Source organism: Amycolatopsis sp. NPDC049252 (assembly GCF_043197175.1).
Lineage (GTDB): Bacteria > Actinomycetota > Actinomycetes > Mycobacteriales > Pseudonocardiaceae > Amycolatopsis.
In genome coordinates this window covers 28,279-51,068 of record NZ_JBICSQ010000054.1, presented here as the reverse complement: position 1 = coordinate 51,068, position 22,790 = coordinate 28,279, and the positions used below count along the sequence as shown (strand labels likewise).

At 72.9% G+C, this 22,790-nt stretch carries 24 protein-coding genes; 10 read left to right on the top strand and 14 right to left on the bottom strand.

Going from position 1 to position 22,790, the window contains the following annotated elements:
- Positions 1-268: 268 nt before the first annotated feature.
- Both ACGFMK_RS35480 and ACGFMK_RS35475 read right to left on the bottom strand, forming a co-directional pair.
- Complete coding sequence (locus tag ACGFMK_RS35480; protein WP_392772805.1) at positions 269-2,605, bottom strand: BTAD domain-containing putative transcriptional regulator; 2,337 nt, start codon at positions 2,603-2,605, stop codon at positions 269-271.
- 177 nt (positions 2,606-2,782) lie between these two features.
- A complete protein-coding gene (locus tag ACGFMK_RS35475; RefSeq protein WP_392772803.1) occupies positions 2,783-3,457 on the bottom strand; it encodes a class I SAM-dependent methyltransferase in 675 nt (224 codons plus the stop codon).
- Positions 3,458-3,493: 36 nt separating this feature from the next.
- On the opposite strand from ACGFMK_RS35475, the gene ACGFMK_RS35470 reads away from it, so the two are divergent.
- Together ACGFMK_RS35470 and ACGFMK_RS35465 are read left to right on the top strand one after the other, a co-directional pair.
- Positions 3,494-3,928 carry a MerR family transcriptional regulator gene (locus ACGFMK_RS35470; protein ID WP_392772800.1) on the top strand — a complete coding sequence of 145 codons (435 nt, stop codon included), beginning with the start codon at positions 3,494-3,496 and terminating at the stop codon, positions 3,926-3,928.
- Between the two features lie 418 nt (positions 3,929-4,346).
- Positions 4,347-5,318 (top strand): anti-sigma factor RsbA family regulatory protein, encoded by a 972-nt coding sequence (locus ACGFMK_RS35465; protein WP_392772798.1) that lies wholly within the window; start codon positions 4,347-4,349, stop codon positions 5,316-5,318.
- Between the two features lie 27 nt (positions 5,319-5,345).
- Here ACGFMK_RS35465 and ACGFMK_RS35460 read toward each other — a convergent pair whose 3' ends face one another.
- On the bottom strand, positions 5,346-5,648 hold the full coding sequence (locus ACGFMK_RS35460) for a helix-turn-helix domain-containing protein (protein WP_392772795.1): 303 nt from the start codon (positions 5,646-5,648) through the stop codon (positions 5,346-5,348).
- A gap of 428 nt (positions 5,649-6,076) precedes the next feature.
- On the opposite strand from ACGFMK_RS35460, the gene ACGFMK_RS35455 reads away from it, so the two are divergent.
- From ACGFMK_RS35455 to ACGFMK_RS35445, 3 genes are read left to right on the top strand one after another with little or no spacing between them, the layout of a single operon-like run.
- Entirely contained in the window at positions 6,077-7,135 is a 1,059-nt protein-coding gene (locus tag ACGFMK_RS35455) for a hydrogenase expression protein HypE (protein WP_392772792.1), read from the top strand.
- Between the two features lie 5 nt (positions 7,136-7,140).
- Positions 7,141-7,641 (top strand): NifU family protein, encoded by a 501-nt coding sequence (locus tag ACGFMK_RS35450; RefSeq protein ID WP_392772789.1) that lies wholly within the window; start codon positions 7,141-7,143, stop codon positions 7,639-7,641.
- Positions 7,638-8,273, top strand: a complete 636-nt coding sequence (locus ACGFMK_RS35445; protein WP_392772786.1) for a DUF5947 family protein — start codon at positions 7,638-7,640, stop codon at positions 8,271-8,273. Before ACGFMK_RS35450 ends, ACGFMK_RS35445 begins: the two co-directional genes overlap by 4 nt.
- Here ACGFMK_RS35445 and ACGFMK_RS35440 read toward each other — a convergent pair.
- Genes ACGFMK_RS35440 through ACGFMK_RS35425 form a run of 4 tightly spaced genes read right to left on the bottom strand, consistent with a single transcriptional unit; the run spans position 8,260 to position 12,420 of the window.
- Positions 8,260-9,417 carry an NAD(P)/FAD-dependent oxidoreductase gene (locus ACGFMK_RS35440; RefSeq protein ID WP_392772783.1) on the bottom strand — a complete coding sequence of 386 codons (1,158 nt, stop codon included), beginning with the start codon at positions 9,415-9,417 and terminating at the stop codon, positions 8,260-8,262. The two genes, ACGFMK_RS35445 and ACGFMK_RS35440, sit on opposite strands and share 14 nt — an antisense overlap.
- Positions 9,418-9,452: 35 nt before the next feature.
- Positions 9,453-10,157, bottom strand: coding sequence for a glycosyltransferase (locus ACGFMK_RS35435; protein ID WP_392772780.1), 705 nt, complete (start codon positions 10,155-10,157; stop codon positions 9,453-9,455).
- Positions 10,154-11,422 carry a bifunctional PIG-L family deacetylase/class I SAM-dependent methyltransferase gene (locus tag ACGFMK_RS35430; RefSeq protein ID WP_392772777.1) on the bottom strand — a complete coding sequence of 423 codons (1,269 nt, stop codon included), beginning with the start codon at positions 11,420-11,422 and terminating at the stop codon, positions 10,154-10,156. Before ACGFMK_RS35430 ends, ACGFMK_RS35435 begins: the two co-directional genes overlap by 4 nt.
- Positions 11,419-12,420: an acyl-CoA dehydrogenase family protein gene (locus ACGFMK_RS35425; RefSeq protein WP_392772774.1), complete on the bottom strand. Its 1,002-nt coding sequence runs from the start codon at positions 12,418-12,420 to the stop codon at positions 11,419-11,421. The genes ACGFMK_RS35430 and ACGFMK_RS35425 overlap by 4 nt, the downstream gene beginning before the upstream one ends.
- Before the next feature lie 67 nt (positions 12,421-12,487).
- Here ACGFMK_RS35425 and ACGFMK_RS35420 point away from each other — a divergent pair, with 67 nt between their 5' ends.
- Positions 12,488-13,591 (top strand): aromatic acid exporter family protein, encoded by a 1,104-nt coding sequence (locus tag ACGFMK_RS35420; RefSeq protein ID WP_392772772.1) that lies wholly within the window; start codon positions 12,488-12,490, stop codon positions 13,589-13,591.
- 251 nt (positions 13,592-13,842) lie between these two features.
- Here the strand turns inward: ACGFMK_RS35420 and ACGFMK_RS35415 are convergent, their stop codons facing one another.
- The gene (locus ACGFMK_RS35415; protein WP_392772770.1) at positions 13,843-14,772 is read right to left on the bottom strand and encodes a LysR family transcriptional regulator; all 930 of its coding nucleotides are present in this window, start codon (positions 14,770-14,772) and stop codon (positions 13,843-13,845) included.
- Between the two features lie 136 nt (positions 14,773-14,908).
- Here ACGFMK_RS35415 and ACGFMK_RS35410 point away from each other — a divergent pair, with 136 nt between their 5' ends.
- Positions 14,909-15,616 carry an SDR family NAD(P)-dependent oxidoreductase gene (locus tag ACGFMK_RS35410; protein WP_392772768.1) on the top strand — a complete coding sequence of 236 codons (708 nt, stop codon included), beginning with the start codon at positions 14,909-14,911 and terminating at the stop codon, positions 15,614-15,616.
- Positions 15,617-15,643: 27 nt separating this feature from the next.
- Positions 15,644-16,003, top strand: a complete 360-nt coding sequence (locus ACGFMK_RS35405) for a hypothetical protein (protein WP_392772765.1) — start codon at positions 15,644-15,646, stop codon at positions 16,001-16,003.
- Positions 16,004-16,041: 38 nt separating this feature from the next.
- Here the strand turns inward: ACGFMK_RS35405 and ACGFMK_RS35400 are convergent, their stop codons facing one another.
- Complete coding sequence (locus tag ACGFMK_RS35400) at positions 16,042-16,776, bottom strand: hypothetical protein (RefSeq protein ID WP_392772763.1); 735 nt, start codon at positions 16,774-16,776, stop codon at positions 16,042-16,044.
- Between the two features lie 234 nt (positions 16,777-17,010).
- Between ACGFMK_RS35400 and ACGFMK_RS35395 the strand changes: the two genes are divergently transcribed.
- Both ACGFMK_RS35395 and ACGFMK_RS35390 read left to right on the top strand, forming a co-directional pair.
- Positions 17,011-17,394 carry a DoxX family protein gene (locus ACGFMK_RS35395; RefSeq protein ID WP_392772761.1) on the top strand — a complete coding sequence of 128 codons (384 nt, stop codon included), beginning with the start codon at positions 17,011-17,013 and terminating at the stop codon, positions 17,392-17,394.
- A gap of 63 nt (positions 17,395-17,457) precedes the next feature.
- Positions 17,458-18,201 (top strand): IclR family transcriptional regulator, encoded by a 744-nt coding sequence (locus ACGFMK_RS35390; protein WP_392772758.1) that lies wholly within the window; start codon positions 17,458-17,460, stop codon positions 18,199-18,201.
- A gap of 6 nt (positions 18,202-18,207) precedes the next feature.
- Here the strand turns inward: ACGFMK_RS35390 and ACGFMK_RS35385 are convergent, their stop codons facing one another.
- The 5 genes from ACGFMK_RS35385 to ACGFMK_RS35365 form a co-directional block, all read right to left on the bottom strand.
- Positions 18,208-18,696 carry a beta-class carbonic anhydrase gene (locus ACGFMK_RS35385; RefSeq protein ID WP_392772755.1) on the bottom strand — a complete coding sequence of 163 codons (489 nt, stop codon included), beginning with the start codon at positions 18,694-18,696 and terminating at the stop codon, positions 18,208-18,210.
- 133 nt (positions 18,697-18,829) lie between these two features.
- Entirely contained in the window at positions 18,830-19,789 is a 960-nt protein-coding gene (locus tag ACGFMK_RS35380) for a ferritin-like domain-containing protein (protein ID WP_392772752.1), read from the bottom strand.
- Between the two features lie 192 nt (positions 19,790-19,981).
- The gene (locus tag ACGFMK_RS35375) at positions 19,982-20,443 is read right to left on the bottom strand and encodes an SRPBCC family protein (RefSeq protein ID WP_392772749.1); all 462 of its coding nucleotides are present in this window, start codon (positions 20,441-20,443) and stop codon (positions 19,982-19,984) included.
- Positions 20,444-20,487: 44 nt separating this feature from the next.
- A complete protein-coding gene (locus ACGFMK_RS35370; RefSeq protein WP_392772746.1) occupies positions 20,488-22,191 on the bottom strand; it encodes an MOSC domain-containing protein in 1,704 nt (567 codons plus the stop codon).
- 4 nt (positions 22,192-22,195) lie between these two features.
- Positions 22,196-22,699, bottom strand: coding sequence for a CGNR zinc finger domain-containing protein (locus tag ACGFMK_RS35365; protein WP_392772744.1), 504 nt, complete (start codon positions 22,697-22,699; stop codon positions 22,196-22,198).
- Positions 22,700-22,790: the final 91 nt, after the last annotated feature.

The window sequence follows — 22,790 nt, the reverse complement described above, 5'->3', positions numbered from 1 at the left end:
GAGTGTTGAGCAGTGTTCTAACCCTTCTCAACACTCACGACCGCGGCTGGCGGTGTCAGGCGAGGGCTTCGACGCGGGTCGGCCGGGCAGCGGGGCGTCGCAGCGGTGCGGGGTCGCGCGCGGGATGCGCTGGAAACCCAGCTTGCGCGGCGACGCGCCGGAAGGTGCGGCGCGCGGCAAGGTGAGGTCCTACGATCAGCCGCGGCTGGTCGTGAGTGTTGAGCAGTGTTCTAACCCTTCTCAACACTCACGACCCCGGCTGGCCACGTCAGGCGAGGGCTTCGACGCGGGTCGGCCGGGCAGCCGGGCGGCGCAGCAGCGCGGTGCGAGTCGCACGCGGGATGCGCTGGTAAGCCAGCTCTCGCAAAGAAGCCCGGCGGAACGCGAAGGCGTCGTCCTCCCGGTCCAGCACCTCGAGCCGTGCCAGCCGCGAGAGGGCCGTCTCGACCTCCGAGAGCGGCAGAGCGCAGACCGCCGCCACCTCTTCGGCCGTGAACGTGTCGCCCGTCAGGCTCGCCGCCTTCAGGACCGACTTCTCGGCCGGCGGCAGGCTGTCGAGGTGGGCGGCCAGGGTCCGGCGGACCAGCGGGGGCGTCGGGTGCTGGGTCGTCGCCTGGCCCAGGGCCGGGAACGGCGTCGTGCGGCCGTGGACGCCCTCGGCGTACGCGTGGGCGAACCGCGGGTTGCCGCCGATCCGGGCGACCAGCTCCCGCCGGCCGCGGGCGAGGCGGGTCGTGCCGGGCAGCAGGGTGTCGAGCAGCGCTCCGACGGCGTCGTCGGCCAGCGGGGCGAGGGTCAGCGTCGTGCCGCCCGTGGCCCAGCCGTCCGGCAGCTCGGCGCGGGCGGCCGCGACGACCAGCACCGGCAGCCCGGCGCAGACGTCGTCGAGGCCGCCGATCGTGTCGCGCTCGTCCGGGCCCGCGCGGTGCAGGTCGTCGGCCAGCACGACCAGCGGGCCGTGCGCGGTCAGCTCGGCGGCCGCGGGCCGGAGTCCTCCTTCGCTCCGCAAGCGCGCGGCGGTGCGGGGGAGCAGCCCGGGGGCGGACGCGAACGCCTCGACGACGTCGGCACCGGCCTCGAGCACCCGGATCTCCGTGCGCTTGGCCAGCACCTCCGCGAACTCGGCGAGCAGCCGCGTCTTGCCGATGCCGGGCTCACCGAGCACCGTCACCCGGTGCGGACGGCCGCTGCGCTCGACGAACCCGAGGAAGTGGCCCAGCAGGTCCAGGTCGTGGTCGCGGCCGGCGAAACTGCCCGGGTCGGCGGGCTCGGCCACCGCGCGCGGGCGTACCGAAACGGCGTGCCACCAGCTGGGGGAGTCCCCGGCCGCCTCGTGCACCACCACCGGCTCGGCGGCTTCGCGCACCGCGTCCGACACCCGCACCCGGCCCTCCGGCGCACACAGCGCCGACCGCACGCAGCGGTCCAGCACCGGCCCGGCCGGCTCGGCACCGTACTCGACGAGGACGTCACCGCTGTCGACGCCGATCTGCGTCGTGATCCCCTCCGCGGCCAGCCGGTCGCGGATCCGCAGCGCCGTCCGGACCGCCTGGACGGCGTCGTCGTCCCCGGTGCGCGGGAGGCCGAACACGACCAGCTGCACCGGGCCGCCGGGCAGGCAGGTGCCCGCTTCCTCCTCGGCGACGGCTCGCAGCCGCGCCTGGACTTCGGCGGCGTCCTCGGGATCGTCGTCCAACGTGACGGCGACGCCGACCGCGACGACCGGCTTCCGTTCGCTCTCCACGGGTTCCGCGCGGGCGACGACGGTCACCGGCGCCGGGGTGAACGGCAGCGGCGGCGAGACCTCGGGCGCAGGCTCCGGTTCGGGCTCGGGCACCGGGTCCGGCCGCCGCGTCAGCAGGGTTTCGTCGTGCTGGAGGATCGCGCGTTCCAGCTCGCGCAGCTCCTTGCCCGGCTCCAGGCCGAGGCCCTCGGCGAGGCTGGCCCGCGTCGCGCGGTAGACCTCGAGCGCGTCGACGTGCCGGCCGCAGCGGTAGAGCGCGGTCATCAGCTGGGCGTTGAGCCGTTCCCGGTTCGGGTGGGCCTCGGCCAGCCCGCGCAGGTCCGGCAGCACTTCGTGGTGACGCCCGCGGTCCAGCTCCAGGCCAAACAGGTCCTCGTGCACGGCCAGCCGCTGGTCCTCGAGCGCGACCAGCTCGGGCCACTCCACGCCGGTCTCGGCGAGGTCGGCGAGCACCCGGCCCCGCCACAGGGCGAGGGCCTCCCGGTAGGCCGTGACGGCCCGGTCCGGGTCGCCGTCGGCCTGGGCGGCCCGCCCGTCGGCGGCGAGCCGCCGGAACCGGGCGACGTCGACCTGGTCGCTGTCGAGGCGCAGCAGGTAGCCCGGCGCGTGGGTCAGCAGCATCGCCTGCCCACCCCCGGTGGCGAGGGTCGTGCGCAGCCCGGAAACGGCGTTCTGAACCATCTTCCGCGCGGTCGCCGGGATCTCGTCCGGCCAGAGCGCCGACAGCAGCGCGCTCGTGGCGACGACCTCGTTGTGGTGCAGCAGCAGGTAGGCCAGCACGGCTCGCTGGGTCGCCCCGCGCAGCACGACCGGACGTCCGTCGTGGACGACGTCGAGGGGGCCGAGAAGATCGAAACGCACGGGTCACCGCCTTGCTCAGGTTTCCGAAGTCGATCTCCACGGTGGCCCGTGCACCGGTGTTCCGACAACGTCCTGGGCCCGATACTGGCTCGGCGCCAATGACACCAGGGAAAGACGCCAGTTACCGCCCGATGTGTTGACGGTGGAGCTTTCCGCTGCTACGCGCGGGGTGGGCGTTCACGACGGTGCGGGTGCGGCTCTGCCGCTGACGTACCCGATCACGCACACGACCGGCGGGTCGAGATCGAGGGTCTCGGTCCGGAGGCCGACGAACCCGGCCTCGGCAAGCAGGGATGCCAGCTCTTCGGCGGCCGCTACCGACGTCGCCGCGGTGGCGCCGGTACAGCGGGGCTGGGACACCAGCGCGATGCGGCCGCCGGGCCGCAGCAGCCGGGCGAGTTCGCGCAGCCGGGCGGCCGGTTCGGGCCACATGCCGAGGGTGTTGACGGCCAGCGCGGCGTCGAACGGCTCGCCAGGAAGGGACAGGCGCTCGACCGGCGTGGGGACCAGGCGCACCCGCCCGGCCTGCACCGCGGCCCGGTTGCGGCGGCGGGCCTGGCGGATCATGACCGGCGAATGGTCGACGCCGACCACGAGCCCGCGGGTCGCCCGGCCGGCGAGCGCGGCGACGGCCACGCCCGGACCGCAGCCGAGCTCGAGGACGCGCTCGGCCGGCCCGACGTCGAGAAGCTTTGCCGCCCAACGGTTTCGTGTCACGTTCGACGAGCGCCGTCCCATGATCCAGCCCGCGACGTGCCCGGCGGCACCGGCCGGCCGGTGGAACTGCGCGATCCCGCCGTGCCGGGCCCACCAGCGCAAACCGTGGCCCAGCACCCGTTCCCCGATGTCCATGGGCCGAGAAAACCACTTCGAGTAGGCTCGAAGTCAATGACCGAGCGCACGTTGCCCATCGGCGAACTGGCCGCACGCACCGGCGTGCCGGCGACCACGCTGCGGTACTACGACGAGCTCGGCCTGGTCCGGCCGGCGACCCGGGACGGCGGCCGCCGCCGGTACACCGAGGCGGCGGTCAAGGACGTCGGCGTGATCCTCTTCTTCCGCGAGATCGGCTTCACGCTGGCCGAGATCGCGAGTTTCCTCTCGGGCGAGGGTGACGGCCGCCAGGAGCTGATCGAGCAGAAGCTCGCCGAACTCGCCGAGCGGCAGCGCCGCATCGACGTGGCCCGCACCGCCCTCGAACACGGGCAGCGGTGCCCGGCGGGCGAGCCGCTGAACTGCCCCCGGTTCTGGACGATCGTCGACGGCCGGCAGCACGGCCTGTCCCTGGAGCAGAGCCACGCGCGAGCGCACCCCGCTCACTAGCGTGCCGTGAGCGAGGACCGGGTGCCGCCGGGCCTTCCCGCCGAATACCGGAAATTCGTGTTTTGCGAACAACGGCGGCACCTCGTTATGCCGTCGCGCCGCTTTTCCGGGACCCGCCGGGACAGTAGTGTTCGCGCCTCCGCGATCTTCGGACATAAATGTTCGGAGTGTTCAGGGACGCGCCGCCACCAGGCCGCTGACCTGCGGCGACGGTGATCATGGCGCGAGACATAAATGGCACGGTACCCAGACGTTCCAAAAGCACGGCCGGCTGCTGGTCCGAAAGGTGGAATGCATTCGAGCGGCGATACCGGAAAGGTGCCACCCCGGGTACTCTCCCCACGTTCCCGTTCGAGTTCTGGGGAACGACACCATCTTGCGGTCGACTTCGAAGACCGGTCCCGGAGGTTAAACGCGCATGGCGACCCCGACGTCCTCCGCCGCAGAGGCGGACTTTCGGCACCAGAGCTGTGTCTACGGCAGCGACGCGGAATTCCTCGCGATGGCCCTGCCGTTCGCGCGGGACGGGCTGCGGCGGGGAGAGCCGGTGCTGGTCAGCACGACCGAGGCCAATCAGGAGCTGCTCGACGACGTGCTGGGCGCCGACGCCGGCAAGATCATCCAGGTCGAGCCGGCCTGCTTCGACCGCCGTCCGCCCCAGCTGGCCGCCGCCCTGCACCGGTACTGGACGCGCTACCGGTCGACCGCGCCGGGCAGCACGGTGCGGGTGCTCGCCGAGCCGGCCCGCGTCGCGCGCGGCGCCGCCGAGTGGAAGCTCGCCGAGGCCGGGTTCAACGTGTCCCTCGCCGGCACCGGGATCTGGATGATCTGCCCGTACGACACGAGGGTCTTCGAGGCCGGCGCGATCGAGGACGCCCGCCGCGCGCACCCGGAGTTCCTGGTCGACGGCAAGGCCGAGCCGTCCGAGCAGTTCACCGTGCCCGAGCGGATCGACGGCGTCCCGGCGTCACCGCCGCCGCTCGGTGAAGCCGTCGACATCTTCCGCTTCGAGGGTGACCTGGTCGCCGTGCGGCGCTACGTGCTCGAGAAGGCCGGCCCGCTGTTGCGGCCCGAGAACGCCGTGGCGATGTTCGGCATCGCCGTCGGCGAGGCGATCGCCTACCTGATCGACCACGGCATCGACCACGCGGCCGTGTGGGTCCGGCCGGCGGCCGGCCGGGTCGTGTGCACGCTGCACAGCGACGAGCCGCTCGACCTGCCGCCGTTCTTCGGGTCCCGGCCGCCGGATCTGTGCCGATCCGCCACCGGCCTGTGGATGACCGACCAGATCTGCGAATGGCTTGACATCAGCTCCGACTCCGCCGGCTGCACCATCGAGCTGGCGACGTCGGGATCGTGGGCGGGGAAGGGCACGGGGACGCTCGGCTGAGGCCCGGACACAAGTGTCCACCGGGTATCAGCGCAGGGGCACGTCGCCGAACTGGTCCTGGATCCGGCGCAGCTCACGCAACCGCGGCTCGGTCTGGCCGCCGATCCAGCGGTTCACCGTCTTCACCGACACGCCCAGCCGCTGCGCCGCGGCTTCCCGGGTGGTGCCGGTCCGGCGCAGGGCCTCCGTCATCCACTCGGCGAAGCTTTCGCCCGCGTCGGGTTCCTCCGGTTCGGGTTCCGGCGCCGCCGGGTCGAGGTGCGCGGTGGCCGAGGGCAGCACGTCGAACTCGACCCTTCCGGGGTATTTCCGGCACGAGATTTCGATCATTCCCGCCGGTCCCGCCGCCGCCAGCAGCGTGCTGAGGATCGTGTTTCCGAGCTCCCGATCTTCGGACTCGGGCAGCGGTGAGTCCGCGAGGCAGCCGCGGAGGAATTCGCGGATTTCCGGAACCGCGGACGGCCGGGCCGGAAAGACTTTCGTGCTGACCTCGACCGACACCACCTCGATCGATCCCCCGCGCGACCGACCAGCCGACTCAACCACTCGAAGCGCCCCTTCCGGTGGCCTCCGAGTGTAGCCGTCGCACGGATTTTCCCCGACCCCGGAACGGAGCAGGGACGGTGTCGTCCGTGCGGGGGACACTCTTGCCGCGAATGCCGGACAGGTCTACGGTGGGCGTCCGTCGGGCCGTCCCGGGGCGGGATTCCTGAAGGACTCGAGCCTGAACTTCCCGAGCCTGCAAGAGGTGCGCATCGATGGACAGGGCCACGCAGAACGGCAACGGCCCTTCGGCCGATCCGGTCAATGAGCCACCGACCGTTCATATCCTGTGGATGAATGGCGGCCTGAGCTGCGACGGAGAATCGGTCGCGTTGACCGCGGCGAGCCAGCCGAGCATCGAAGAGATCGTTCTCGGCGGCCTTCCCGGGTTGCCGAAGATCGAAATGCACTGGCCGTTTCTCGATTTCCAGTGCGGTCCCGAACAGAGCCGCGACAGTTTCATCGAGTGGTGGCACAAAGCCGATCGGGGTGAACTCGACCCGTTCATCCTGGTGATCGAAGGCTCGATAGCCGACGAGTCGAACAAGACCGAGGGTTTCTGGTCCGGGTTCGGCAACGACCCGGTCACCGGCCAGCCCGTGACCGCCAGCGAGTGGCTCGACCGGCTGGCTCCCAAGGCGATGGCGATCATGGCCGTCGGCACCTGCGCGGCCTACGGCGGCATCCACGCGATGGCGGGCAACCCGACCGGCGCGATGGGGGTGCCCGACTACCTCGGCTGGGACTGGCGGTCCAAGGCCGGCCTGCCGATCGTGTGCGTCCCCGGCTGCCCCGCCCAGCCCGACAACCTCTCGGAGACCATCCTGCACCTGCTCTTCCAGGCGTCCGGCCGGGCGCCGGTGATCGACGTGGACGAGGCGCTGCGCCCCAAGTGGCTGTTCCAGAACACCGTGCACGAGGGCTGCGACCGGGCCGGGTACTACGAGCAGGACGAGTTCGCCGAACAGCACGGCTCGCCGAAGTGCCTGGTCAAACTCGGCTGCTGGGGCCAGGTCGTGAAGTGCAACGTGCCCAAGCGCGGCTGGATCAACGGCATCGGCGGCTGCCCGAACGTCGGCGGCATCTGCATCGGCTGCACCATGCCCGGCTTCCCCGACAAGTTCATGCCCTTCATGGAGGACCCGGCGGGCGCCGGCGCCCCGGCCGCGGCGAGCACGGTGTCGGGCTCGGCGATCCGCATCCTGCGGGAGATCCGCACCAAGGCGGGTGCCGACGAACCGCAGGTCACGCCGTCCCGGGCCACCCGCTGGTGACGGCGATGACCACCGTCCGCGCCGTCGGCGACCGGGTCGAAGAACTGCTGGGCGTCCTGCTCGGCGGACCCGGTCGCGAGCCGGCCGAGGAGCTGGTCCGGCAGCTGATGGACCTCTACGGCGAAGGCCTCGCCCGGGTCGTCGGCGTGCTGCGCGAGCGGGACCCGGCCCTGGTCGACGCGCTCGCCGAAGACGGCCTGCTGTCGGGGCTCCTGGTGCTGCACGACCTGCACCCGCACGGCGCGGACGTCCGGATCCGCCGCGCGCTGGACCGGCTGGGCAGCGACGTCGAGTTCCTCGGCGTCGCCGACGGCGTGGCCCGGCTGCGGCGCGCGGGCAGTCGTGGTTGCGGCTCTACGGCGTCCGACGCGCTCCTCGAAAAGGCGCTCCTCGACGCCGCCCCGGAGCTGACCGGTGTCGAGATCGCCGAGCCCGCGGCGCTCTTCCAGATCGGCATGGGCCCGCCGCCCGGCTGGGGGCCGGGCGCGGAGGGACGGGCGTCATGAGCTCCCACACCGGTTTCCCGCACCGCGGGGACCGGCCCGCCCCGGTGCCGGGGCGGCGTTCGGCGTGGCTGGAGAAGTGCGAGCTGTGCGGGACGCCGGTCGCGTCGCGGCACGGCCACGTCGTCGACACCGGCCGCCGCGGCCTGCTGTGCGCGTGCCGCGCGTGTTTCCTGCTCTTCACCGAAAGCCGCTGCGGCGACCCCCGCTACCGCGCGGTGCCCGAGCGCTACCTGTGGGACCCGGACCGCCCGGTCGCCGGCATCGACTGGGCCGGGCTGGGCATCCCGGCGAGCTTCGCGTTCTTCCTGCGCCGCGGGGCGGGCGTCGCGGCGTTCCACCCGGGGCCGGCCGGTCCCACCGAAAGCCTGCTGACGCTCGACCTCTGGACCGAACTGTCCGACGGCCACCCGCTGCTCGCGGCGGCCGAGCCGGAGGTCGAGGCGATCCTGTTCCACGAGGCCGAGTGCGGCACGGACTGCTTCCTGGTCCCGATCGACGTCTGCTACCGCCTGGTGGGCGCGGTCCGCCGCTACTGGACCGGCCGCGACGGCGGCCCGCGGGTCCGCGAGTGCGTCCGCGAGCTGTTCGACGAGATCCGGGGCCGGGCGGAGCCGCTGGTCACCGGGACGTGATCGGCTCGCCCTTCCGGATCAGGTCCTGGCCGCGCTCGTAGTCGTCGTCGGCGTCGTGGGTGAGGACGCCGACCGCCGCGCCGTCGCGTTCGTACCAGACCGTGAAGCCGCCGCCGTCGTGCTCGACCAGGTGGGCGTGGTCGAAGCCGTCACCCCAGGCGGCGTACTTCAGCACCCGCTCGCCGATCTCGGACCAGAAGCCCGGGACGTCGGCCCAGGTCCCGGACTCGCCCGCGGCGTTGCGCCCGGCGATCGCACCCATCGCGAGACCCTCACCCCAGTGCTCCACGGCCAGCGCACGGCCCGCGGCGGCGTTGTCCGCGAACACGACGTCACCGGCCGCGAAGACGTCGTCGGCGCTGGTGCGCAGCTGAGCGTCGGTGCGGATCCGGCCCTGGTCGATCTTCAGGCCGGCCTTCTCGGCGAGCTGCACCCGGGGCCGGATGCCGGTGGCGAGCAGCACGAGGCCGGCGTCGAGCACCGGCACGAGATCGGAGCGGATCCGGTGGCCGGCCTCGATCGACTCGAGCGTCGTGCCGCGCAGCACGCTGACGCCTTCGGCCTTGAGCCACCGCAGGATCCGGATCCCGGCGTCGCGGCCGAGGCGGGATTCCTGCGGGACGTCCTCCTGGCAGACGACGGTCACCTGCACCCCGAGGCGCGCGAGCGAAACGGCGGCCTCGCAGCCGATGAACCCGGCGCCGACGACGATGGCGCTCCGGGCGTCCGCCGCGGCTTTCTTCAGCTCACGCGACGACTTCGCCGACCGCAGCACGAGCACGTCGACGTGGTCCGCGCCCGGGATGGCGGGCCGGGCGGGTTCCGCGCCGGTCGCGAGCACGCAGTGGGTGAAGGCGTGCTCCAGACCGGCGGCGGTGCGCACGCGGTGGTCGCCGAGCTCGACGACCGGATCACCAAGGGACACGGCGATGTCCTGCGCGGTGAAGAACTCCTCGCTCTCCATGCCGATGTCGTCGGTCTCGCCGCGCAGGAAGTCCTTGGACAACGGCGGCCGCTCGTAGGGCGGATCCGTGTCGGCGGTGAGCACCCGGACGTCGCCGCGCCCGCCGGCCTCGCGATACGCACGGGCGGCCGACACCCCGGCCGCGCCACTTCCGATCACTACCAGGCTTTCGGAGGTCATGCTCTACGCGTACCCGCACTGAGCCCGGGTAATCGTCAAGCCACCGGTTCCTCACGCAACGTACGCAGCAGCGCCGCCAGCCCGTCCGGAGCGCGGCCCTCCAGGCGGGCGCTGGTCCGCACCACCGCCGCCGGCTCCACCCGGCAGCGGAACCCGGCTTCGCCGAGGCGCCGCCACAGGTCGTGGTCCTCGCCGGTCCGGCGGACACCGAAGCCGCCGACCGTGTCGAACGCGTCCGCGCGGACGCCGAGGTTGGCGCCGTAGACGTTCACCCCGCCCGAGACCACCGCGTGGTAGCGGCGGGCCGCGTGCGGCGAACCGGGGAACGGCTCCGCCAGCTCGGCCGGGCCGGTGACCGCGTGCGCACCCCGCTCGACCCGGCGCAGGTGCTCGCGCGCCCAGCCCGAGCCGACCCGCGTGTCGGCGTCGGTGTTGAGCAGCAGCACCTCCGACGCCGCGTGCCCGGCCAGCTCGGTCCGCACCGCGTGGACGCCGAGGTCGCGGACCTCGCCGATCGTGCGGGGCCGGCCGGTGACCACGACCCGGCCGGTCGCCCAGCCACCGAACACGGACCGGGCGCGGGCGGCGGTGTCGTCCGCGCACCGGTCGGCGACCACGCACACCGCCCGTTCGACCCGCGCGGGCAGCCGCCACAGCGCCTGCCGGAGCGCGCGCAGGCACGGCTCGATCAGGTCCTGCTCGTCCCGGGCCGGGACCACCACGCCGACCGCCGTGATCACCGGCGCCTCAGCACGTGCAGCAGGAACGCTTCGTCCGTGTGGGCCACCACCTGTTCGAACGCCGGGTGCGCGAGAAGCCGTTCGTGCGTCTCGGCGGCGTCGCGGGGCGCCTCCGGGGCCCACGGCCGCCAGTGGAGGGCGACCAGGTCCCCGCCCGGCGCCAACGCCGCGGCCGACGCCTCGATGGTCGCCGTGAGATCGGCGTCGTCCAGGTAGTACAGGAGTTCGCTGTACACCAGCAGATCCACCGGCCCCGCCGGGATCCCGGACGGGACGGATCCACTGTGGACGTCCACATGCGACAAGTCGGCGACCGCTGCCGCGGCCCGCGAGACGGCGGAAGGAACCGGGTCGAAGGCGTGCAGCCGGTCGCAGCGCGCCGCCAGTTCGCGGGTGAGCAGGCCGAGGCCGCAGCCCGGCTCGACGATGGTGCCGTAGTGCTCCCGCGGCAGGGAAGCGAGCAGCACCGCGCGTTTGCGCCGCTCGTACCAGCCGTCGGCGACGTGCCACGGGTCGTCGTCGGCGGCGTACAGCTGCGCGAACCGGCTCACCGGCGCCGAACGCGCGGGCGGCTCGCGGAAGAACGTCTCGGCCGGCCGGTCGAAGTGCGCGAGGACCTCCGGTGGCAGGATCGGGTCCTCACCCCGTGGCCCGGGCTTGAGCTGGGAGGGGAACGCCGCGACGGCGGCGGCCTTCGCGGCGCGCTCGGCGCCGGTCAGCCGGTAGGACCGCGCGTGCGGCCAAGGGATCCCAGTGTCCGAGGGGGAGTGCCAGTGCCACAGCCAGATCGGGTACGACCAGCGGTGCGCGGACACCGGCGCGGCGGCGAGCGCGGCCCGCCCGGCCGCGCGGTGGTCCGGGTGGGGGTCCTCCGGCCACGGCATCAGCACGAGGTCGCGCCCTTCGGCGTGCTCGCGCAGCGCGTCGGTCAGCGCGTCCTCGTGCTCGGCGAGCCCCGAGTCCGGCAGGCCGAGCCAGACCGGTTCCACGTCGGAAAGTCCTTGCTCCCGCAGGGAATCCCGCAGTTCCCGGCGCCGGGTGCGGCCCAGCTCCCGGCGTTCGTCCGGGCCGGCGTCCGGGAACGCGGCCTCGCCGTCGGTGGCCACCACGAGCGTCACGGCGGTGCCCACGGCGTGCAGGTGCTGCAGCAGGCCGCTCGCACCGAGGGTTTCGTCGTCCGGGTGGGCGGCGACGACCAGCGCGCGGGTGAACGGGTCGTCCGTCCACTCGGGAAATTCGCGGGTCCACGCCGATGCGGGCGTCACACGCCCTCCCCGGCGTCCAGCACCTGACGGCCCAGCGCGGCCAGGTCGCGTTCGGCGTGGTGCTGGCGGACGTAGACCCCGAGGTCGGCCAGCCGCTGCGCGAACCGGCGGTCGCGGCCCAGCGGGCTCGCGCCGGTCAGCCGGGGCGCGTGGTCGAGGATCTCGCGGACGGCGTGCTCCACGCCGGCGCGGCAGGTGCTGGCGACGTGCCACGGGTCCGCGGCCTGCTCGATGGTGCCGGCCGCGTGCAGCAGCAGCGTCTCGGCCGAGCGCAGCGCGGCGTGCATCGCGCCCAGGTGGGCCAGCTGGTGGTCGTCGGCGCGGCCGGTTTCCCGCAGGTACGCCAGGACCCCGTCGACGACCCCGGCCGCCCCGCCGAGCCAGACGGCGGCCACTCCGCCACCGCCCAGGGCGAAACCGGGCCGCCCGATGTACCAGTCCGGCGGGCCGATGAGGGAGTCGGCGGACACCAGGATGCCGTCGAAGACGACGTCGCCGCTGTCGGAGGCGTCCATCCCGACCGCCTGCCAGGTGTCCGGGTGCCGCTGCACGCCGGGGTCGGTGAGGTCGACGTCGACCAGCCGGTCGCCCGCCGCGACCAGCGCCCGGTCCAGGAGGGACAGCCCGGAGCAGAACCGCACGGTGCCGCCGAGCCTGCCGTCCTCGAGGACCGCGCCGGTGCCGCCGGACTTCGCCGCCCAGACGCCGTAGAGCGCGCCGGGCACGGGGGTCAGGCCGGCTTCGCCGAGGATCGCGACGGCGTCGGTGTGCCCCTCGGCCAGCCGCGCGAGGGTCAGGTCGATCCGGCCGATGGCGGCCAGGGCGGCCCAGCGGCCGACGAGCCCGCCGGTGCCGGGCTGCGGCAGGTCGAGCGCGCCCGCCGCGTACAGCGTGCGCAGGTCACCGCCGATCGAAGCGGTGGACCGGGGCAGCGGCAGCGGCTTCGGCGGAGCGGTTTCCAGCAGACCGTGCGCCGGTCTGGCCTCCCACGTGATCATGGGGCTCGGGTACCCGGATTCCGGGCGATCATGCGTGGTCCTGCGCCGACGCGGGTAGTCGCGGCGGGTGGAGCAGACGACGACGGCGGCCGGCGACGACATCCTCGGCCAGGGCGTCCGGACGCCGCTGGGCTGGCTGACGCGCGCCGTCCGCGTCCCCGGCCGGGAACGCTACGTACTCGTGCAGGCGGCGAAGGCGACCCTCGCGGCGACCGGGGCGTGGCTGCTGGCGACCGCGGTGCTGCACCTGCCGCAGCCGTTCCTGGCGCCCTACGCCGCGGTGTTCCTCGTGGAGGCGACGGTCTACCGGTCGGTGCGCGGCTGGGCGCAGCAGGTCGGTGCGGTCGCCGCCGGTGTCGTCCTGGCGGGCGTCGCCGGGCAGCTGATCCCGTGGCCCGCGGTGGCGCTGGGGCTGGTGGTGTTCCTCGGCCTGCTGGCCGGGTCGTGGCGGCGGTTCGGCGAATCCGGGGTCTGGGTCGGCGTCACGGGCATGCTGCTGATCGCCTACGGGACGCCGGCGGTGCTGCTCGGCGACCGGCTCGTCGAGACGGCGCTGGGCGCGGCGATCGGCGCCGCGGTCAACGCGCTGGTGTACCCGCCGCTGTTCGGCCAGCGGATCGCGGCGGCCGCGGGCCGGCTGGCCACCGCGATGGCCGCGTTCCTCGACACCACGGCCGGGCTGATCCGCGCGGACGAGCCGCCCGACGACGTCGAGGACTGGCTCGGCGAGGCCCGCGAGCTGCGCAGCCTGGTCACGGCCGCCGCCGACGCCGTCCGGCAGACGCAGGAGGAGCGCATCCTCAACCTGCGTCGCCGCCACCCCCGCTCAGGTCACGACCACGACCGCCGGACCGAGACGCTGATCGGCCTGTGGCCGCCGATCGAGCAGCTGGTCGGCGCGATCCGCACGGCCTCGCAGCACGAAGAGACGTTCGTCCTCCCGTGGCCGGACGCGCGGGCCGCGCTGGCCGACCTCATCGAGACCCTCGGTGACGTCGTCCGCGCCGTCGGCACCACCGGGCACCCGGTGGACCTGGACCACGGCCGGGAGCTGCTGGCCCGCCTCGAGCGGCGGCTGGCCGCGCCGGACGACGGCGTCACCGCGGCGCTCGGGCTGGGCGCGATGACCCTGCCGGTCCGGCACCTGCTGGAGCGGCTGGGACGGTGGTGAACCGGCGCGTGCCGCACGTCACCCCGGGGCGCGGGAACACCACGTTTCCCGTTGCGTTGTAACGGGTGTCGGTACGGGTGGGTCCCCGGGCCTCACCCCTTGCCTTCACGGAATTCCGGTCCGCCGGAGCCGTGTCGCGCCACTCGCCGCGAGGCGACCCCCGTACCGGCCTCGAACTCCCGCTTCCGCTCGCAGGCAACCCCCCTCAGCCTTCGCCGGACGGAAGCGGGACCTGATCGTCCGGCACGTCGTCAAACCTTCGGAGCAGCCGGGGTGTGGGGGTCGTCCGCGGGCAGCCACGGTGTGCCCGTGTCCAGGCCGAGCGTCCCCACTTTGGCGGTGAGCGCGGCGATCGTGGCCAGGACCGCCGCGCGGGTCTCGTCCTGGCGGGACACCAGGGACCACGTCCAGAACGGCGACGGCGCCACCACCTCCCGCCGGGCCAGGTCCGGCGGGAGCGGGACGGTCTGGCCCTTCGGCGAGTTGAGCACCGGGCGCCGCAGCTTGCGGACGTGGTCGAAGAACCCCGGGCCGGTGATGCCGCCGTCCCGCGTGCGGACGATCCGCGCACCGGTGGCGTGCGCGAACTCCTCGGCGTAAACGTTCCAGGACGCCCAGCTCGCGGTGTCGCCGTCGACGAGCACCAGCGTGTCCGATGCGCGGACATCACCAGGGCCGGCGCCGGTGCCGACCGCGTAGAGCCGGTCCGCGCCGATCAGGTCGGCGCGCAGGCCGTGCTCGGCGAGATCACCGGCGGTCACCCAGCAGATCGCCAGGTCGATGCTCTCGTCGGCGACCCGGCGCACCTGGGCGTGCGAAGGCAGCACCCACGTGTCGACGTGCAGCTGCGCCACGCCCGCGACCCGGTCGAGCAGGTCGTCGGGCCGCCAGTTGACGTACCCCAGCCGCACTGGCTCGCGCGCGCCCATCCCCGCGGCCGTCCGGCGCAGCTCGTCCGCCTGCGCGAGCAGCAGCTGCGCCTTCGGCAGCAGGGTCTCGCCGCACTCGGTGAGCGTGACGGAGCGGCGGTCGCGGTCGAACAGCCGGCAGGCCAGGTCCCGTTCGAGGGCCTTGATCTGCTGGGACAGCGACGGCCCGGCGATGTGCAGCCGCTCCGCGGCGCGCCCGAAGTTCAGTTCGGTGGCGACGGTCACGAAGTAGCGAAGCTGGCGTAGCTCCATGTGCCGAGCTTAATGCGGTGGGAGCGCGGGCCTCCCAGGTGCGAGGAAACCGGTCGTGGCGAGGGCTCTCGCGCCGGGCTCACGATCGCTTCAGGACGAGCACGGCGCCCGTCCGCCACGAGGAGGTCCCACACTCATGAACACCCAGAAGGTCGCGGTCGTCACCGGTGCGTCGCAGGGCATCGGCGCGGCCTCGGTCGAGGCGTACCGCAAGCTCGGGTACGCCGTGGTCGCGAACTCGCGATCCATCACCCCGTCGGGGGACGCCGGGATCCTGACCGTGCCCGGCGACATCGCCGATCCCGCCGTCGGCGCCCGCGTCATCGAGCAGGCGCTGGCCCGGTTCGGCCGGGTGGACGCCCTGGTCAACAACGCCGGCGTCTTCGTCGCGAAGCCGTTCACCGACTACACCGAAGCCGACTTCGAGCAGGTCACCGGTGTGAACCTGCGTGGCTTCTTCGAGGTCACCCAGCGCGCCATCGCCGCGATGCTCGGCAACGGCGGCGGGCACATCGTCACCGTGACGACCAGCCTGACCGACCACGCGAACAGCGCCGTCCCCTCGGCGCTGGCGTCGCTGACCAAGGGCGGCCTGAACTCCGTCACGAAGTCGCTGGCGATCGAGTACGCCGGGCGCGGCATCCGCGTCAACGCGGTGTCGCCCGGCATCATCCGCACCCCGATGCACCCGGCCGAAACGCACGACGCGCTCGCGGGCCTGCACCCCGTCGGGCGGATGGGCGACGTCGCGGACATCGTCGACGCGATCGTGTACCTGGAGGGCGCGCCGTTCGTCACCGGTGAGATCCTGCACGTCGACGGCGGCCAGAGCGCCGGTCACTGAAGTCCTTCGGCAGCAAGGGAAACCGGGATGAGTACCGAGACGGACATTCTCACCGCCGTGCTGGACGACTGGCGGTCGGCCGTCGGCGCCCACGAGCCGCAGCGCGTCGCGACGTACTTCACCGAGGACGCGATCTTCCAGGGCCTGCACCCCTACAGCGTCGGCCGGGAGGGCGTCGCGGAGTACTACGGCTCGCAGCCCCTCGGCCTGACGGCGGACTACGAGATCCTGCAGACCCGGCGCCTCGCGGACGACCTGGTCCTGGGCTACCTGAGCGTCGGCTTCGGCTTCACGGACCGGCCGGCGTTGACGGTGAACCTGAGTGTCGTCGTGCGCCGCGTCGGCGAGAGCTGGCTGATCGCGCACTACCAGGTCTCACGGCTCTGAAAACGGACCGCGCCCGGCCGGGCGCGGTCCGTGCCCCATCAGGCGCCGGGGCCGGAGTAGATCTCCGAGGCCTTCGGCTCGGTGACCGTCGTCGGCTTGTCCCAGTCGGCGAACTCCATCGTGCCGCTCTTCGGGTCGGCCATGCGCAGCAGGTAGTGCGGCTCGGCGGCCGCCACCGTCGCGGTGCCGTCGGAGCTGGTGAAGGTCAGCGCCGGGACGCCGGCCACGGTCGTCTGCTCGCCGCCGGAGAAGCTCGCCGAGTCCACCTCGCCGATGGTGTTGTCGGTGAAGGTCTTGTAGTCGAGGAACTGCTTGAACGCCTCGCCGACGCCGGCGCCGATCTGGGACGTCGAGGGGACCCACTTGTCCTTGAGCAGCTTGCCCACCGAGGCCGGGATCCCGGCCTCCTTGATCAGCGAGTCGCTGAACCGGAAGAAGTACTTGTCGCCGACGCGCAGGACCGGCACCTCGGTGCCGTCCTTCACGATGGTGCCGCTCGCGCTGTCCGGGTTGAGCTGCAGGTCGAGGTTGATGTTCCCGCCCTGGGAGATGGTGCCCCGGACGTGCACGGCCTTGGCCTGCTTCGCGGCTTCGACCACGGCGGCGCCGGCCATCTTGGCGTCGAGCGCGGGCGCGGCGGAGGTGGAGGCGGCCGCGGGCGCGGCGGACTCGGTGGCCGGGGCGGCACTGCCGGCGGTGCCCGAGCACCCCGTGCAGATCAGGGCGGCGACGGCCCCGGTGGCGATGAGTGCTCCCAGGTGGAGTCGAGACATGAGCGATGGGTCCCCTCGTGAAGGTCCGGGCCTCCCGGACACGAACGGAGTATCGACCAAGCGGGTGATCCGTTACGCCCTGTTGGTGCAGTTCACCCTCGTCGCCCGAAAGCCGCACTTCGGGCGCCTCGGCCGGGGTCGTAACCGACCGAGCGGTGGCGGCGGGTAGGGGTTGTCACAAACTCCGGTCCGGCGGCGTCTTGAGGCCGATCACCAAGACCTCAAGGAGAACCCGTGAACCTCGCACTGTGGATCGCCGCCGGGCTGCTGGCCGTCGTCGCGCTGACCGGCGGCATCAGCAAGACATTCGTGGCCAAGGAGAAACTCGCCGCGATCCCCGGCGGGCAGTGGACCGGCGACTTCGGTGCCGGCTTCGTCAAGACCCTCGGAATCGTCGAGCTGCTGGCCGCGATCGGGCTGGTCCTGCCCGCCCTCGCCGGCGTCGCGCCGGTCCTCGTGCCGGTGACGGCGGCCTGCTGGGTGCTGCTGATGATCGGCGCGATGATCACCCACCTCCGCCACGACGGAGCCGGCAGGTTCGTCGCCCTGAACCTGACCTACCTCGCGCTCGCCGCGTTCCTCGCGTGGGGCCGCTTCGGTCCCGCGTCTTTCGCCTGAACGGCCGCACCGGCGAGTAAGATCGCGATCCACATGGTGGAACCAGGTGGGGACAGGGACGACGTGTCGAACCACACGGAAGGCGCGGAGACGGCCCGGCGGGCGCTGCGGCTCGTCGAAGCCGTCGTGGCGGCCCGGGAACCGGTCGGCCTGCCGGACCTCGTCGCGCAGGTCGGCCTGTCGAAGAGCACCTGCTACCGCCTGCTGCGGGTGCTGCAGGAAGAACGCTACGTCGACCGGATCGACTCCGGTGGCTACTTCGCCGGCAGCCGCCTGGTCGGCGTCGCCGCGGCGGTGCTCCCGCAGGCCGCGCTCCACCAGGCGGCGGCTCCGGCCCTGCGCGCGCTCGCCGAAACGACGGGCGAGACGGCGACCCTGCACGTCCGCAGCGGCGGCCGGGCGGTCCTGGTGCTCGGCGCCGAAAGCACCGCCGAGGTCCTCCGCCGCGCGGCGACGATCGGCGAGACGACCCGGCTCGGCCGCGGGGCGAGCGGCCGGGCCATCCTCGCCGCGTTGCCCGTCCGGGAAGCGGACCGCCTGGCCGACCAGGCCGACGACGCCGAGGAGCTGCGCGCGGCCCTGGCCAGGGCCCGCGCCGACGGGTACGTCCTGTCGTTCGGCGAGGACCACCCCGGCGTGCACGGCATCGCCGCGCCCGTTCCGTCCACCTTCGACCGTGACGGCGGCATGTCGGTGGCGGTGTCCGGTCCGGCGGAGCGCTGGACGGAGGACCGGATGCGGGCCGCCGCGCCGTGGCTGCTGGAGACGTGCGCGGAGCTGGGGATCCTGTTCGCGAAAGAGGCCTGAGCGCCGTCAGGCGACCTCGTTCAGCTTCCCGGTCGCGACGTCGAAGACGAACCCGCGCACCGAGTCCTTCTTGGGGATGTACGGGCTGTTCCTGATCCGCGCGATCGACTGGCGCACGTCGGTGTCGAGGTCGGTGAAGGCCTCGGTGGCCCAGGCGGGCTTGACGCCGACGTCCTCCTGGATCGACTTCTTGAAGCCGTCGTCGGTGAAGGTCAGCATGCCGCAGTCGGTGTGGTGGATGAGGATGATCTCCTCGGTGCCGAGCAGCCGCTGGCTGATGGCGAGCGACCGGATCTCGTCCTCGGTGACGACCCCGCCGGCGTTGCGGATGACGTGCGCCTCGCCTTCGTTGAGGCCGAGCACACCGTAGACGTTGATGCGCGCGTCCATGCAGGCCAGGACGGCGACGTGCTTGGCGGGCGGCAGTGGCAGCGGCCCGGAGAACCGGGCGGCGTACTCGGCGTTGTTGGCCAGGAGATCGTCGGTGACCGACATGGTGGTCCTTCCGCGGTAGGGATGGCTCGGCCGAGCAGACCTCCCGGATGCACCCGTGCGCAACCGTGCCCATGTCCTGGGACCGGTGACCGGCCGTCCGGCCGGGCCGCCGGGCCCGGCCGGACGGCGACGGTCAGTTGGCGGCGCTGGTGTTCACTTCGCCGTTGACGCCCTTGGGGAAGAACCCGCCGGAGGTGGCGGCCTTGTTGGTCAGGTAGACGATGTTGAGGACCTGGCCGGGGGATCGGCTGTAGGCGATGCCGTTGGCGTCGGTGGGGACGATGTTGGCGTTGCCGTGGCTGTCGACGACACCTTGGTCGTCGTCGGTGGGCCCGTCGAGGCTGTCGCGGGCGGCGGACAGCTTGAGCGTGGCCTTGCCCTCGCCGCGCTGGTAGAGCGCGCTGCGGATGTTCGCCGCGTGGTAGGCCTCGACGGCGAGGATGCCGGCCGCGGCTTCGAGGTAGGTCTTGTTGGTGATCAGCGGCGCCGCGCCCTTGTAGGCCGTGACGCCGACGTCCTCGAACAGGAACGCGGCGAGCAGGAAGTTCTCTTCGCAGGAGAAGGCGTCGAAGGTCTGGCCGGGTTTGACGAGCCCGGCGGCCTGAGCGGCGGCGGTGAAGCTGGACTGCAGGTCGATCGCGGGACGGCTGACCGCGGCCGAGCCCAGCGCCGAGCGCAGGAACTGGACGTGGGCCTTCTCGTCCGAGGCGATCTCCTGGGCGTACTGCTTGGCGGCCTTGGTCTGGAACCGGACGGCGCGTCCGCCGGTGACGCCGCCGCGGGTGCCGGTGCCGGTGGTCATCGAGTCCGCCAGGCCCTTGCCGGTGACGGCGTGCAGGTAGAACTCGGCTTCGAGGTACTCGAGGTTGAGGGCGAAGTTCAGGACCGCGCCGTCACTGACGCCGCCCGGCGCGGCCGCGGCGGCGGGTCGTGCGGTGGCCGCGGCCGCCGGTCCGGCGGTGAGCCCGCCGAGGGCACCGGCGCCGACGACGCCGAGCCCGGTCATCCCGGCCGCCCGCAGGAAACGGCGGCGGTCCTGTTCGTTCTCGGCACTGCGGTTGATCATCGACGCGGCGAAATTCTTGCCAAACACGGGTGATCTCCTTCCCGCCCGCGCGCGGCGCTGCGCGCCCACGGGCGTACCCGGCGGCCGGGCGGCGCCCGGAACCGGGGGTGGATCCTTCGTGGACCTCTCCCTTTCGGCGCCGCGACGGCCGCGGATTGGTCCTCTTCCCGTCCGTTTCGTCCACAAAGGACACGTTCCCCCCTGAACGGGTGAATGGTGTCACTCCACGGTGCGGGCCAGGATGCCTAGGGTCGCGCGCAGGGCCGCTTCCGGGATGATCGGGAAGCTGATCTTGTCCCGGTAGCGGTCCTCGATCCGGCTCCAGTCGTAGTACGACGTGACCAGGGTGCCGTCGCCGTCCGGTGCCAGCCGGTAGCCGTACAGGTGCCGGATCGGCGGCTGGATCGTGCCGGAGATGGTCCATTCCAGCAGTGCGTCCTGCTCGTACTCAGTGATGATCACCGTGACGTCGTACTTGCCCAGCGGCACGTCGTTGAGGGCTTCGCGGTCCATGTGGACGACGAACTCGTCACCCACCCCGCGGACCGGTTCGCCGTCCGCCGACTGCAGCATCCCCGAGCTGTCGATGGCGACGTGCCCCTGGGGATCGCTCAACAGGGCGAACACCTTCGCCGGCGGTGCCTCGACCTTGCGGGTCACTTCGAACCGTTCTGCCGTCATGACACCGAGACTGCCACGGCCGCTCCGGGCACGCCGTCCGGCGCTCAGAGATCCAGGACCAGATCACTCCCCGGCCGGGCGCAGCACACCAGCGCCGTGCCCGGTGGCGGATCCTCCAGGGGTGCGGGCTCGTACCCGACGGTGCCGGACAGGACCGGCGTCACGCACGTCTGGCAGACGCCGGTCCGGCACGACCAGCGGGTCGGCACGTCGCACGCCTCGGCGAACTCCAGGACGTTCGGGTACCGCTCGCTCCACGGCACCGTCAGGCCGCTGCGGGCGAACGTGACCCGGGGGCCGGTGCCCGGCGGGGTCGCCGGCGCGTGGGGTGGCGGGTGGGTGGCGCCGACGATCCCGGGGTTGATCGCCGGCCGGGCGCCGAACAGTTCACTGTGGACACGACCGGGCGCCAGGCCGAGTTCGACGAGCGCGTCCCGCGTCGCGGTCATGAAGCCTTCGGGGCCGCAAACGTATGCGGTCGCGTCGACCGGAAGGTCCAAAGTGGACAAAGCGGCTCGGTCGAGCCGCCCCCGGCGCGCGCCGGGGGTGCCGGGCGGCGGGGTCTCCGTCGTGTAGAAGACGTCTTCGCGGGCTCTGGGGAGACTCGCCAGCAGCTCGTGCGCTTCGGTGGCGAACGCGTGCTCGGCGGCCGAGCGGGTGGTGTGCAGCCAGCGGACGTCCCGGGTGCTGCCGGCCGCGGTCAGCGCGTGCAGCATCGCCAGCACCGGCGTGACGCCGATGCCGGCGGAGATCAGCAGCACCGGGGAGTCGCCGTCGGCCAGCACGAAGTCGCCGCGCGGCGCGGCGACCGGCAGCAGCGCGCCGGGCGCCAGGTGGGTGTGGAGGTAACCGCTCACGGCGCCGTCGCGCTTGACGCTGATCCGGTACTCCGCATCCGACGCACCCGCCGACAGCGAGTAGCTGCGGACCGGTGCTGGATCGCCGGCACCGGGGACCCGCAGGGTGAGGAACTGGCCGGGCTCGGGCCGGGGGAGCGGCGCGCCGTCGGCGGTGGTCAGGTGGATCGACGTGACGGTCGTGCTCTCGGGCTCGAGCCGGGTGACGCGCAGCTCGCGGAACCCGGTCCAGGCCCGGGTTTCGGGCGCCCGCTCCTCGAGCAGTGCACGGAACGACCCCTGCCAGCCGGGGCTGAGCGCCGGGATGTCGACGGCCCTGCGGAGGTCGGCGGCGTCCCGGCCGGGCAGGTAGAGGAGCGCGTCGATCGCCGCGACGCTCATCTCGTGACGCCCCGTCCGGGTGCGGACGATCTCGTCGCCCGCCTGGACCCGGCCTTCGCGGATCACCCGCAGGTAGAAGCCGGGCCGGTGGTGCGCCACCAGCAGCGCCGGGATCCGCGGCTCGCCGAGGCGCATCCCCACCCGGAAGCAGGTGACGCGTGGCTGGGTGACCTCGAACTCGGCCTCCCCGATCCGGTAGCGGTCGCCGATGTGCACCTCGTCGTCGGCCAGCCCGTCGACGGTGAAGTTCTCACCGAACTGGCCGTATTCGAGGTCGTCGCGGCCCAGTTCTTCACGCCAGAACTCGTAGGACCGGCGCTGGTAGACGAGCACCGCGCGGTTCTCGCCGCCGTGGCCGCCCAGGTCGCCCTGTCCGTCGCCGTCGATGTTGAGCCGGCGGGCCAGCACCGGGCCGTCGACGGGGTACTTGAAGATGCCGGTGTGGACGGTCCGGCCCTGCCAGGGCACGTCCTTCGGTTTCCCGACGTTCAGGGACAGCAGTGTCGGCACGGCTTCACTCCGTGGATTCGGCGCGGGTGCGCTGGTAGTGGCGGCGTGCCTTCATGCGGTTTCCGCAGACCGCCATCGAGCACCAGCGCGCGCTGTTGGGTTTGCTGTGGTCGATCAGGAACAGCCGGCAGTCCGGGTTCGCGCACGGGCGCAGCCGGTTCCCGCCCGCCTTCGTGAGTTCGGCCCACGCGAGGACGACCCGGGACGCGGCGGTGTGGCCCGGCGCGGGATCGAGCTCCCACTGGATCTCGTCGTCCGCGAAGTGCGCCTTGTAGCTCAGGCCTTCGACGAACGGCGCGGCCGCCGCCGGGGCGTCCTGGCCGCGCACGATCCGCTGCAGCACGGCCCGCGCCTCGCGCACCGCGTGCCACTCCTCCTCGGAGTCCGGCTGGTCGTGGGCGGCGAGCCAGCCACGGCCCAGCGCCGCGTCGGCCAGGTCGTCCTCGGGTGCGCCGTTGCGCACGGGGGTGCTGTTCAGCAGGTCGAGCAGCAGCTTCTCGTAGCTCATCGGTCTAACCTCCCAACTCGTGCTTGACAGGTTACACCCTGCCGTGGTTCTGTGTCTAACCAGTAAGGCAATTCAGAACGGTTAGCCGGAA

What these genes read in the sequence shown, in the direction of transcription:
- ACGFMK_RS35475 (WP_392772803.1), bottom strand. Translation starts at nt 3,457, where the DNA reads ATGGACATCGGGGAACGGGTGCTGGGCCACGGTTTGCGCTGGTGGGCC.
- ACGFMK_RS35470 (WP_392772800.1), top strand. Translation starts at nt 3,494, where the DNA reads ATGACCGAGCGCACGTTGCCCATCGGCGAACTGGCCGCACGCACCGGC.
- ACGFMK_RS35465 (WP_392772798.1), top strand. Translation starts at nt 4,347, where the DNA reads ATGGCGACCCCGACGTCCTCCGCCGCAGAGGCGGACTTTCGGCACCAG.
- ACGFMK_RS35460 (WP_392772795.1), bottom strand. Translation starts at nt 5,648, where the DNA reads ATGATCGAAATCTCGTGCCGGAAATACCCCGGAAGGGTCGAGTTCGAC.
- ACGFMK_RS35455 (WP_392772792.1), top strand. Translation starts at nt 6,077, where the DNA reads ATGGACAGGGCCACGCAGAACGGCAACGGCCCTTCGGCCGATCCGGTC.
- ACGFMK_RS35450 (WP_392772789.1), top strand. Translation starts at nt 7,141, where the DNA reads ATGACCACCGTCCGCGCCGTCGGCGACCGGGTCGAAGAACTGCTGGGC.
- ACGFMK_RS35445 (WP_392772786.1), top strand. Translation starts at nt 7,638, where the DNA reads ATGAGCTCCCACACCGGTTTCCCGCACCGCGGGGACCGGCCCGCCCCG.
- ACGFMK_RS35440 (WP_392772783.1), bottom strand. Translation starts at nt 9,417, where the DNA reads ATGACCTCCGAAAGCCTGGTAGTGATCGGAAGTGGCGCGGCCGGGGTG.
- ACGFMK_RS35425 (WP_392772774.1), bottom strand. Translation starts at nt 12,420, where the DNA reads ATGATCACGTGGGAGGCCAGACCGGCGCACGGTCTGCTGGAAACCGCT.
- ACGFMK_RS35415 (WP_392772770.1), bottom strand. Translation starts at nt 14,772, where the DNA reads ATGGAGCTACGCCAGCTTCGCTACTTCGTGACCGTCGCCACCGAACTG.
- ACGFMK_RS35410 (WP_392772768.1), top strand. Translation starts at nt 14,909, where the DNA reads ATGAACACCCAGAAGGTCGCGGTCGTCACCGGTGCGTCGCAGGGCATC.
- ACGFMK_RS35405 (WP_392772765.1), top strand. Translation starts at nt 15,644, where the DNA reads ATGAGTACCGAGACGGACATTCTCACCGCCGTGCTGGACGACTGGCGG.
- ACGFMK_RS35400 (WP_392772763.1), bottom strand. Translation starts at nt 16,776, where the DNA reads ATGTCTCGACTCCACCTGGGAGCACTCATCGCCACCGGGGCCGTCGCC.
- ACGFMK_RS35385 (WP_392772755.1), bottom strand. Translation starts at nt 18,696, where the DNA reads ATGTCGGTCACCGACGATCTCCTGGCCAACAACGCCGAGTACGCCGCC.
- ACGFMK_RS35375 (WP_392772749.1), bottom strand. Translation starts at nt 20,443, where the DNA reads ATGACGGCAGAACGGTTCGAAGTGACCCGCAAGGTCGAGGCACCGCCG.
- ACGFMK_RS35365 (WP_392772744.1), bottom strand. Translation starts at nt 22,699, where the DNA reads ATGAGCTACGAGAAGCTGCTGCTCGACCTGCTGAACAGCACCCCCGTG.